We start from the raw sequence: 11011 nt of genomic DNA, 5'->3' as shown, positions 1-11011 counted from the left end.
TGCTCACAGGTTGTACTGCTTGCGCTTGCGATACAGGGTCGACGCGTCGATGCCCAAGGTTTTCGCTGCCTGATCAAGGGTGCCTGCCGTTGCCAGCACCGCGCCAATGTGGGCTTTTTCCAGTTCATCGAGGCTCAGCGCGGCACCGACCCGCGGTGCGTTGTTCGCCGGTTGCTCGGCCATGCCGAGGTGGCTGATTTCCACGCGTTCCTGCGGGCAGATAATGCTTGCCCGTTCCACCACGTTACGCAGCTCTCGGATGTTGCCCGGCCAGCGATAACCCAGCAACGCCTCTCGCGCCTCGTCACTGAAGCCCCGTGCCGGCCGCGCGTACTCTTTGACGAAACGCGCGAGGAAGCGGTCCGCCAGAGTCAGGATGTCCTCGGCACGTTCGCGCAATGGCGGCAAATGCAGGGTGATCACATTGAGGCGATACAACAGGTCTTCACGGAAGCGCCCGTCGCGCACCATGTCCTCAAGATTGAGGTTGGTCGCGGCGAGAATCCGCACATCGGCGCGGCGGGTCACCGGATCCCCTACCCGCTCATATTCTTTGTCTTGAATGAAACGCAGCAACTTTGGTTGCAAAGTCAGCGGGAAATCGCCGATCTCATCGAGAAACAGCGTGCCGCCGTCTGCTTGATTGACCCGACCCAAGGTGCTTTCACTGGCCCCGGTGAACGCACCGCGACTGTGGCCGAACAGCTCGCTCTCCATCAGTTCCGCAGTCAACGACGGGCAGTTGATGGTCACGCAGGATTTCTTCTCGCGCTTGCTCCAGCCATGAATGGCCCGGGCCAGTTCGCCCTTACCTGTGCCGGATTCGCCGAGAATAAGGATGTTGGCGTCGGTACCGGCGACCTGCCGCGCAGTTTCCAGCACGACTTTCATCGCCGGGCTGTGGGAGTCGAGGCCGTCCTTGGGTTTGCGGATCTCGCCTTCGAGGGCTTCCAGACGCGCCGAGAGCTGACGCACTTCCAGTTGTTTGGCGGTGGCCAGGCGCAACTGGTCGGGGCTGCACGGTTTGACCAGATAATCGGCGGCGCCCGCCTGGATCGCATCCACCGCGGTATCAACCGCCGAGTGGGCGGTGACAATGACCACGCGCATCCATGGCGCCTGAATGCGCATCTGCGCCAGTACGTCGAGACCGTTGTCTTCACCCAGACGCAAATCAAGGAAGCACAGGTCAAACACCTGACGTTGCAACAATGCCTCGGCCTGAGCCGCGCTGTTGGCGGTGGCCACTGTATAACCTTCGTCCTCGAGGCAGTAACGAAAGGTTCGCAGGATGGCGGACTCATCGTCCACCAGCAGAATGCGGCCTTGATGCTCAGTGGCAGATTCCATTTTTCCTACGCTCCATAGTGATTGATCTTGGGTTAGTCCCGGAAAAATCGGGCAAGTTGCATGGTTGATTCTGAACGATGCGAGCCATAGGAGGGTAGCTCTCTCCTGCCTTAACGGCCAATCCATTGATTTTGTTGAGTTTTTAAACAATCACCGATTCGCAGGGGTAACCCCGCGTACATTTCTGACATCCAGGACGTGCTCTCAATTCCATAAGAATGAAATCTCCTACGAAATAATCGTGCATTCCGCACGACCGTAGACGACCCATCGTGCAGGATGCGTCCGTCGCTGAATTTTAACTACTTGTAAGCTATTGATTTTATTGAATATTTTTCAATGAAAAAACTGGCATGCAGCCTGCAATAACTCATTCAGCCCGGGCAGATTCCACTGCCCCAACCGAATAAGAGTGAGGAACCCAGGATGACTCGCCAACGTGCCGCCCAAGTGCGTATCTCGCCACTGCATATCCGGCAAGGCCTGTTTGGCGTGCTTGCACTGTTGATCACCCTGATCGCCTGCCAGCAATACCTGAGCTGGGAAAACAGCCAGAAGCCTGAGCCGCTGATCTCGATTCAACACAGCACGCAGACGCACTTCAGCGCCGTCAGCAGCAGTCAGGCCGAAAACGCCTCGATGCGCATGATGGATGTCGATCAGCCGCAGGCGCTGGATCAACTGCCACGTGAAGAGCGCTGGGTTTTCTGACAAACCAACGAATTCGGGCGCCTGGCGCCGGGACACGCAATATCCCTAAATAGAGAAGTAAGGAGAATCACCATGTTGAGTTGGGCAATTACATTCTTGATCATTGCCATCATCGCCGCCGTCCTGGGCTTCGGTGGTATCGCGGGCACCGCCACGGGTATCGCCAAGATTCTCTTTGTCGTGTTCCTGGTGATGTTCATCGCTTCCTTCTTCTTTGGCCGTCGCGGCCGAGGTTAACGATGATTGCGTTAAAGACACTGGCAGCCGCCCTGCTTCTGGGCGGTAGTGCCATGGCGATCGCGGCCAATGATGGCCAGGCGCGGGTCAACGAGCTGCTCAGCTCCGACCCGCAATACCGGGAAACCTGGCAAGGCGTTGTGAAGCATGAAGAGCGCCTCCCGGAATGGGTGATGAACCTGTCCGGTACGCCAGAGCAGCAGATGAATGCCGTGACCGAAGATGGCGACAAGTATCTGGTCGGGCCGCTCTGCGAATCCGCAGACAAGTGCCTCAACCACCGCTTGATCGTAGCGTTCAGCTTCGACAAGAAAGATGCCTACGCCATGCTCGTCGATGTGCCCGAAGGACTGCCGGCCGACAAGTCGCCAACGCGACATGCCACTTACCGCTTCCTCGGCAAACCGGATCAGGGCATGCAGAACCTGTTGATGGAAACGCTGAAGAAAGATCCGAACTGGTACTGATTCGAACATGAGGGCAGCGCCCCGCTGCCCTTTATTGCGCCTGCCCGAGGAAGGTCGGCGCATGACCAAGGGGCCGGGACGTTCTGACTGTTGCAGGGTCGGAGTGACCTACGGGTACAGGGAGTGCCTGCGCGAGGGCCGGGTCAGGGCAAAAGCTGCGACGCAGGTTCGCCGACCCTCAGCGGTTCGACGGACTTGCGCTGAGCTTTGCGCGATACAAAACATTGATCCAGAGCGTCCTGCTCGCCTTTTTATGGTTCAGACTGCGCGCGAAAACATTTCGCCGTGTTTCCTGGCGACCGTATATCGAGAAAGAGCCCCTTTAAACTGTGGGACTTCTAGTCTGCAAATGTAGGCTTTTTCCTGAATTTTTCGATGAATTCACTCGTTCAAAAAACAACCAACCTAAGCTGAAATGGCCGGTTCACGGCACTTATGCCGGCTGAAATGTCGTAATCGAACCGCTTGGGACGTCAGTTTCATTTAAAAAATCTCATGCCGATTCGGCATAGGGTAGGCGTTTACGGCATTAGACGGCGCAACCTTGCATCGGAATAGTTGCGCCTTTTTTCGCCTGCCGAAGAGCCGTAAATACGCGCTTCGGGGCACCTTATACGGAGGCAGATGCACAGACTTTTCCGCTAAAGAGCGTTCCAGTTGCTGCATGTGCCTGAGTCAAACGCAAGTAAGGGTAAAGATAATGAAGAAGGCAAAACTCAGCCTCGCCTGGCAGATCCTCATCGGTCTGGTTTTAGGGATTGCAATTGGTGCGTTGCTCAACCACTTCAGTGCCGAAAAAGCCTGGTGGATCAGCAACGTCCTGCAACCGGCAGGCGATATCTTTATCCGTCTGATCAAGATGATCGTGATTCCGATCGTCATCTCCTCCCTGATCGTCGGCATCGCCGGCGTGGGCGACGCCAAGAAACTCGGGCGTATCGGCCTGAAGACCATCATCTACTTCGAAGTCGTCACCACCATCGCGATCATCGTCGGCCTGCTGCTGGCCAACCTGTTCCACCCGGGTGCCGGCATCGACATGAGCACCCTGGGCACCGTGGACATCTCCAAGTACCAGGCGACCGCCGCCGAAGTACAACATGAACACGCGTTCATCGAGACCATCCTCAACCTGATCCCGTCGAACATCTTCGCGGCCATGGCCCGCGGCGAAATGCTGCCGATCATTTTCTTCTCCGTACTGTTCGGTCTCGGTCTGTCGAGCCTGCAGTCGGACCTGCGCGAGCCGCTGGTGAAGATGTTCCAGGGCGTCTCGGAAAGCATGTTCAAAGTCACCCACATGATCATGAACTACGCCCCGATCGGCGTTTTCGCCCTGATCGCGGTGACCGTGGCCAACTTCGGTTTCGCCTCGCTGCTGCCGCTGGCCAAGCTGGTGATTCTGGTTTACGTCGCCATCGCTTTCTTTGCTTTCGTGGTGCTGGGCCTGATCGCCAAGCTGTTCGGCTTCTCGGTGATCAAGCTGATGCGCATCTTCAAGGATGAGCTGGTCCTGGCGTACTCCACCGCCTCCTCGGAAACCGTGCTGCCACGCGTCATCGAGAAGATGGAAGCCTATGGCGCACCAAAAGCCATCTGCTCCTTCGTGGTGCCGACCGGTTACTCGTTCAACCTCGACGGTTCGACCCTGTACCAGTCGATCGCAGCGATCTTCATTGCCCAGCTGTACGGCATCGACCTGTCGATCAGCCAGCAACTGCTGCTGGTGCTGACTCTGATGGTCACCTCCAAAGGCATCGCCGGCGTACCGGGCGTGTCCTTCGTGGTGCTGCTGGCGACCCTGGGCAGCGTTGGTATCCCGCTGGAAGGCCTGGCCTTCATCGCCGGTGTCGACCGCATCATGGACATGGCCCGTACCGCACTGAACGTGATCGGCAACGCCCTGGCGGTACTGGTTATCGCACGTTGGGAAGGCATGTACGACGACGCCAAGGGCCAGCGCTACTGGAACTCCCTGCCGCACTGGCGCAGCAAGGAAAAACTGCCGGCTGGCGAAATCTCCAAGAACTGATCGCTGAACCTCTGTAGGAGCTGCCGCAGGCTGCGATATTTTGATCTTGCTTTTAAAGATCGCAGCCTTCGGCAGCTCCTACAGGTGATTGAGGCAAGCCTTACCGACAAACCCCGGCGCAATCCGGGGTTTGTCGTTTCTGGCGACCCCGCTATCATTCGCCGCATCTTCCGGGGGATTTGACTGATGCTTAATGGCCTGTGGCTTGGCTTCTTCGTCGTGGCAGCAATATCTGCGCTGGTGCAGTGGCTGGTCGGCGGCAACGCCGGGATTTTCGCAGCGATGGTGGAAAGCATTTTCGCCATGGCCAAACTCTCGGTCGAGGTCATGGTCCTGCTGTTCGGCACGCTGACCCTGTGGCTGGGCTTTCTGCGCATCGCCGAAAAAGCCGGGATCGTCGAGTGGCTGGCGAAAGTGCTGGGCCCGCTGTTCCTGCGGCTGATGCCGGAAGTCCCGGCGGGGCACCCGGCGCTCGGTCTGATTACCCTGAACTTCGCCGCCAACGGCCTGGGCCTGGACAACGCCGCCACACCGATCGGCCTCAAGGCCATGAAAGCGCTGCAGGAGCTCAACCCCAGCGCGACCATCGCCAGCAACGCGCAGATCCTGTTCCTGGTACTCAACGCCTCGTCCCTGACCCTGTTGCCGGTGACCATCTTCATGTACCGCGCCCAGCAAGGTGCACCGGATCCGACCCTGGTATTCCTGCCGATTCTGCTGGCGACCAGTTGCTCGACTATTGTCGGCTTCCTTTCGGTGGCGTTCATGCAACGCCTGCGCATCTGGGACCCGGTGGTGCTGGCTTATCTGATTCCCGGCGCACTGATCCTCGGCGGCTTCATGGCGCTGCTGGCGACGATGTCGGCCACGGCGCTGGCCGGGCTGTCGTCGATCCTTGGCAACCTGACGCTGTTCGGCCTGATCATGCTGTTCCTGGTGATCGGCGCATTACGCAAGGTCAAGGTCTACGAGGCGTTTGTCGAGGGCGCGAAGGAGGGCTTCGACGTCGCCAGGAACCTGCTGCCGTATCTGGTGGCGATGCTCTGTGCGATTGGCGTACTGCGCGCATCCGGAGCGCTGGACTTTGGCCTGGACGGCATCCGCCATCTGGTGCAGTGGGCCGGTTGGGACACGCGCTTTGTCGACGCGCTGCCGACGGCGATGGTCAAACCGTTCTCCGGCAGCGCCGCCCGGGCGATGCTGATCGAGACCATGAAGACCTCCGGCGTCGACAGCTTCCCGGCGCTGGTGGCGGCGACGGTGCAGGGCAGTACCGAAACCACGTTCTATGTGCTGGCGGTGTATTTCGGTGCGGTGGGCATTCAGCGCGCAAGGCATGCCGTTGGATGCGCGCTGCTGGCCGAACTGGCCGGCGTACTCGGCGCCATCGGCGTCTGCTACTGGTTCTTCGGCTGACCCACAAGGGCTTCGGGCGACCAATTTCTCTGTGGCAAGGGAGCTTGCTCCCGCCGGGGCGCGAAGCGGCCCTGAAAGATGGGGCTGCTACGCAGCCCAGCGGGAGCAAGCTCCCTCGCCACAAAAGCAATGTTGATCGATCAGGGTCTCTGAAGGGCGACTTTCTGGCCTTGATCTACCGCCCACGCAACAACCTTGGCCGTCAGCCGATCACTGGCCTGTCCAAACCCGGCAACGACTGCTGGCACCTGCACATCGCTCAGCGGTTGGCGCTCTTCAAAGCGCCGACTGGCGAGAATCTTCTGGTCATAGCCGCGCACCAACAACGCATCGACGCGCACCACGACGCTGGCCTGATTGCCCTGATACTCGGTCTGAAACGCCTGCAAGTTGCCGCCCAGTTCCAGATCCGCAGCGAAGTTGCTGTCATCGGTGCTGAGCAATGTCACCCGACCATCGCGGGCAAAACCATCGAGCAGCCGATTACGCACCAGCACCGGCGCCGGATCGCTCCAGCGCGAGGCTTTGTAGCTGCTGATCACGTCACCCTGTGGAATCACCGCGATGTTCGGCCGGTTCAGCGCTTCGCTGGCCTGCAATTTGTTCAGGCGCAGCGACCAGTGCTGGGTCGCCGCCGAACTGGCCGGGGCGGGCGCTTGCGCAGCGGGCAGGCGATAGACGTCCGACGGCTCGGCCTTGGGCAGAATCGAGCACGCCGAGAGCAGGGTAAAACTGGCGAGAAAGGCGAAGTGAGTCAGCTTCATGGGGTGAATTCCTTGTTCTTGTCACTGCCCAGCAGGTAGCCGCTGGGGTTGGCCTCAAGGCGTTGGGAAATGCCGCGCAGCGAGGTCAGGGTTTCGCGCAGTTCGCGGATCGCCGGCGCCAGCCCATTGAGGCCCTGCAGGCCGTTGTCGAGGGAGTTCTGGTTTTTGCTCAGCAGGCCGTTGATGGTGGCGCTGCTCTGTTCCAGCGACTTCATCGCCTGCTCGGCACTGCCCAGCGCCTGCTTGCCCTGATCGTTGAGCAGGCCGTTGGCGTTGCGCATCAGTGCCGAGGTTTGCTCGAGCATGCTGCCGGCTTGCTTGCCGACGCTCGCCAGTTGCTGCATGGCCTGACGCAAGTCGCCACGCTGATCGTTGATCGAACCGGTGGTCTGTTCCAGATGCGCCAGGGTGTTGCTGACGCGCTCGACGTTCTCCGGGGAAAACATCTGGTTGGCATTGTTCAACAGGGCGGTGACGCCGGTCATCAGGTCGTTGCTGTCGTTAAGCAGCCGGGAAATGGGCGAGGGCGACGCGACGATGGTCGGCAATTCGCCGTCGTGTCCGCGCAGTTTCGGACTCTCCGGAGTGCCGCCGCTGAGCTGGATGATCGAAGTGCCGGTGATCCCGGCCAGCGCCAGTTTGGCCTGGGTGTCTTCCTTGACCGGGGTGTCACCACCCAGACGAATCCGCGCCAGCACCCGGCGCGGGTCTTTCGGGTCGAGGCGCAGGCTGACCACGTCACCGACCTTGATCCCGCTGTACTGCACCGGGCTGCCCTTGGACAGACCGCTGACCGCCTCATTGAAGACGATTTCATAATCCTTGAACTCGCTGTCGACGCTGGACTTGGCCAGCCACAGACCGAAGAGCAGGGCGCCCGCCACGACAATTACGGCGAACAGGCCGATCAACACATGATGGGCTCGGGTTTCCATGTCAGACCTCGTTGAGCAATTTGGCGGCGTCCAGCGCCGAGCGGCCACGCGGGCCGTGGAAGTATTCGTGAATCCACCCGTCATCGGTTTCCGAGACCACGTCGATCGGACCGGCGACCAGTACCTTCTTCTGCGCCAGCACCGCCACACGGTCGGTGATGGTGTAGAGCGTGTCGAGGTCGTGGGTCACCAGAAACACGCTCAGGCCCAGCGCATCGCGCAGGGTCAGGATCAGTTGATCGAACTGCGCCGCGCCAATCGGATCGAGGCCGGCGGTGGGCTCGTCGAGAAACAGGATGTCCGGATCCAGCGCCAGGGCCCGGGCCAGCGCCGCGCGCTTGATCATCCCGCCGGACAGCGACGCCGGGTATTTGTCCGCCGCCGACAGCGGCAGCCCGGCCAGCGCCAGCTTCACCGCCGCCAGGTGCTCGGCGTCGTTGCGGCTCAGACCGGCGTGTTCGATCAGCGGCAGGGCGACGTTCTCGGTCACCGTCAGCGAGGAAAACAGCGCGCCTTTCTGGAACAGCACGCCGAAACGCCGCTCGACCAGTGAGCGCTCATGCTCGGACAGGCTCGGCAGATTCTGCCCGAACACCTTTACGTTGCCTTCGCTGGGCCGGCGCAGGCCGACAATGCTGCGCAGCAGCACCGATTTACCGCTGCCGGAACCGCCGACCACGGCGAGGATTTCGCCCTTGTACAAATCCAGGTCGAGGTTCTCGTGCACGCTCTGGCTGCCAAAGCGATTGCACAGGCCACGGACTTCGATCACCGCCTCCGAGGGCGCACGGGGTAAACGACTCACCAGCCCATCTCCATGAAGAACAGCGCAGCCACCGCGTCGAGTACGATCACCACGAAAATCGACTGCACCACGGCGGACGTGGTGTGCGCGCCGACCGATTCGGCGCTGCCACTGACCTTGAAGCCTTCCAGGCAACCAATGGTCGCAATCAGGAAGGCAAACACCGGCGCTTTGACCAGACCAACCAGAAAGTGCTGAATGCCGATGTCGCTCTGCAACAGCGAGAGGAACATCGCCGGCGAAATCCCCAGCGACACCGCGCACACCACGCCGCCACCAATGATCCCGCAGAGCATCGCCAGAAACGTCAGCATCGGCAGCGCCACCAGCATCGCCAATACCCGCGGCACTACCAGCAGCTCCATCGGATCGAGGCCGAGGGTGCGGATTGCGTCGATCTCTTCGTTAGCCTTCATCGAACCGATCTGCGCGGTAAACGCGCTGGCGGTGCGTCCGGCCATCAGGATTGCCGTGAGCAGCACACCGAACTCACGCAGGAAGGAGAAGCCCACCAAGTCCACGGTAAAGATCGTCGCGCCGAAACTGGCCAGCACCGTGGCGCCGAGAAACGCCACCACCGCGCCCACCAGAAAGGTCAGCAGCGCCACAATCGGCGCGGCGTCGAGGCCGGTCTGTTCGATGTGGGCGACGACGGGGGTGATGCGCCAGCGCTTGGGACGAAACAGGCTGCGGGCAATGGTTTCGAGGATCAGGCCAATGAAACCCAATACTTGCAGGGTGTCCTGCCAGACCGTTTCCACCGCGCGCCCGATGCGGGTCAACAGTTGCACGCTGACGCTGACTTCCGGCTCCTTGATCGGCACACAGAAGTCGGTCAGCGAGCGATACACCGTTTGCAGCAGCGCGCGGTCAGCCTGGGAAATCGTGCAGTCAGGGTGTTCGGCGGAGCGGCCCAGACGCTCGGAACCGAGCAGCTCCACCAGCAACGAAGCGCCTGCAGTGTCGAGGGCACCGAGGCTGTTGAGGTCGACCACGGTGTTGGCGTCGTACTGGCCGGTCAGTTGTTCGGTCAGGTGCTTGAGCTCGGCGTAATGGGCAAGCGTCCAGTCCCCGGAAACCCGCAGGCGGGCAGGGCTGATTGACGTGTCCAGCTGGGCATTACCGCTCATTGAGCTGCTGATCATAAGCTCCGTGCTTGTTCGGCTATTAAGCGAACTAACGTAATAGCACGAACCGGATTACTTTTCTTTGATCGCTGTGCTGTCTGTCACTTTGAAACGCAGCACGCCGATCACCTGACCGTCTTCAGTCAGCACCCGCACCTGCCACTTGCCCGCCGGGTTACCGGGAAAGTTCTGCTTGTGCGTCCAGGCGCGGTAGCCTTCCTTGCGCCCGCCGTGGATGTCGAGGGCGATGCGATCGACCTCTTTGCCGTCGAACTGCCACACATGGTAGATGCGTTCATCCAGCCCGCGCGGCGCATTGATGGCGGTGTAGGCGTAGAGACCGCCATTGCGAATCTGCTCGGCGCTGACCTCGTCGAGGCTGGCGCCAGGCGTGCGGTCCTGCAACTGCGTGCTGATCGCTACGTCGGTCATCCACAGCGTCGCCGGCGGCACCCACGAGCGCAGGGTCCAGCCGACCGCGCCGATGCCGACGGTGATGCACAGAATGGCCAACGCGTTGCGCACGGTGCGGATCGGGAAGATCGACGCCAGACTCGGGAACGACAGCACCACCGCCGTACCCAGTGCCCATTTGAAACTCTGCGCGGTGGTCAGGTGCATGATCACCGGCAGCGCGGTGAGCAGGGCGGCGAACAGGGTCAGGGTATGCAACGCAAGAAACGCCCAGCGCCGTGGCGCCAGCCATTTGTAGTAGAGCGGGTCGACAATCGAGATCAGCGCGGCGATGCACAGCAGGCCGGTGAAGATCAGTTGGCCGCTGTTCCACGTCGTCGTGATGAAGAAGAACGGCAGGACGAAAAACAGACTTTCCTGGTGGATCATCTGCGTCGCGTAGCGCAGCAGCGGCTGGGGGATTTCCCGCTTGAAGATGCGCGTGAACAGCCCGGTCAGGGTGTTTTCCAGCATCAGCCAGATCCAGCTGAGCAGCATGATGATGGTGATCCAGCTCGCCAGCCCTTGCTGGCGATCGACCAAAATGAAACTGCCGACCCCGGAGATGAAACCGCCGAGCGCAATGACCCCGGGATAGCGCTTCATCAATTCGAGGATGCGCTGGATCAGCTGGGGGATTTTCTGCATGGTGGCGGTTCACGACTGGATGGGAAAAACCTCGACAGAGTACCGTCCGCCGGGCGAGGTGGCGAG

11 protein-coding genes are annotated in these 11011 nt (G+C 60.6%); 5 read left to right on the top strand and 6 right to left on the bottom strand.

What is annotated here, in order from left to right; genetic code table 11:
• Nucleotides 1-3: 3 nt before the first annotated feature.
• Nucleotides 4-1350 (bottom strand): sigma-54-dependent response regulator transcription factor AlgB, encoded by a 1347-nt coding sequence (gene algB, locus HXW87_RS04310; RefSeq protein WP_047297450.1) that lies wholly within the window; start codon nt 1348-1350, stop codon nt 4-6.
• A 426-nt stretch (nt 1351-1776) separates the two neighbouring features.
• Between algB and HXW87_RS04305 the strand changes: the two genes are divergently transcribed.
• The 5 genes from HXW87_RS04305 to HXW87_RS04285 all read left to right on the top strand — a co-directional run bounded on the left by HXW87_RS04305 (nt 1777) and on the right by HXW87_RS04285 (nt 6213).
• Nucleotides 1777-2061: a hypothetical protein gene (locus HXW87_RS04305; RefSeq protein ID WP_239778463.1), complete on the top strand. Its 285-nt coding sequence runs from the start codon at nt 1777-1779 to the stop codon at nt 2059-2061.
• Between the two features lie 72 nt (nt 2062-2133).
• Nucleotides 2134-2298, top strand: coding sequence for a DUF1328 domain-containing protein (locus HXW87_RS04300; RefSeq protein WP_003177151.1), 165 nt, complete (start codon nt 2134-2136; stop codon nt 2296-2298).
• A gap of 2 nt (nt 2299-2300) precedes the next feature.
• Nucleotides 2301-2765: an inhibitor of vertebrate lysozyme family protein gene (locus HXW87_RS04295; protein ID WP_047297448.1), complete on the top strand. Its 465-nt coding sequence runs from the start codon at nt 2301-2303 to the stop codon at nt 2763-2765.
• 700 nt (nt 2766-3465) lie between these two features.
• Nucleotides 3466-4797, top strand: a complete 1332-nt coding sequence (gene gltP, locus HXW87_RS04290) for a glutamate/aspartate:proton symporter GltP (protein WP_047297447.1) — start codon at nt 3466-3468, stop codon at nt 4795-4797.
• A gap of 186 nt (nt 4798-4983) precedes the next feature.
• On the top strand, nt 4984-6213 hold the full coding sequence (locus HXW87_RS04285; protein ID WP_041073662.1) for a spore maturation protein: 1230 nt from the start codon (nt 4984-4986) through the stop codon (nt 6211-6213).
• A gap of 140 nt (nt 6214-6353) precedes the next feature.
• Here HXW87_RS04285 and HXW87_RS04280 read toward each other — a convergent pair whose 3' ends face one another.
• Genes HXW87_RS04280 through HXW87_RS04260 form a run of 5 tightly spaced genes read right to left on the bottom strand, consistent with a single transcriptional unit; the run spans nt 6354 to nt 10945 of the window.
• Entirely contained in the window at nt 6354-6977 is a 624-nt protein-coding gene (locus HXW87_RS04280) for an ABC-type transport auxiliary lipoprotein family protein (RefSeq protein WP_121182914.1), read from the bottom strand.
• A complete protein-coding gene (locus HXW87_RS04275; protein ID WP_121182912.1) occupies nt 6974-7912 on the bottom strand; it encodes an MlaD family protein in 939 nt (312 codons plus the stop codon). Before HXW87_RS04275 ends, HXW87_RS04280 begins: the two co-directional genes overlap by 4 nt.
• 1 nt (nt 7913) lies before the next feature.
• Nucleotides 7914-8717, bottom strand: coding sequence for an ABC transporter ATP-binding protein (locus HXW87_RS04270; RefSeq protein WP_182403229.1), 804 nt, complete (start codon nt 8715-8717; stop codon nt 7914-7916).
• On the bottom strand, nt 8714-9862 hold the full coding sequence (locus tag HXW87_RS04265) for an ABC transporter permease (RefSeq protein WP_239778462.1): 1149 nt from the start codon (nt 9860-9862) through the stop codon (nt 8714-8716). Before HXW87_RS04265 ends, HXW87_RS04270 begins: the two co-directional genes overlap by 4 nt.
• Nucleotides 9863-9916: 54 nt before the next feature.
• Nucleotides 9917-10945 (bottom strand): DUF5924 family protein, encoded by a 1029-nt coding sequence (locus tag HXW87_RS04260; RefSeq protein WP_182403227.1) that lies wholly within the window; start codon nt 10943-10945, stop codon nt 9917-9919.
• Between the last annotated feature and the right edge of the window lie 66 nt (nt 10946-11011).

Source organism: Pseudomonas sp. Y5-11, assembly GCF_022368695.1.
Taxonomy (GTDB): Bacteria; Pseudomonadota; Gammaproteobacteria; order Pseudomonadales; family Pseudomonadaceae; genus Aquipseudomonas; species Aquipseudomonas parakoreensis.
This window is presented reverse-complemented; position numbering and strand designations above follow the sequence as displayed.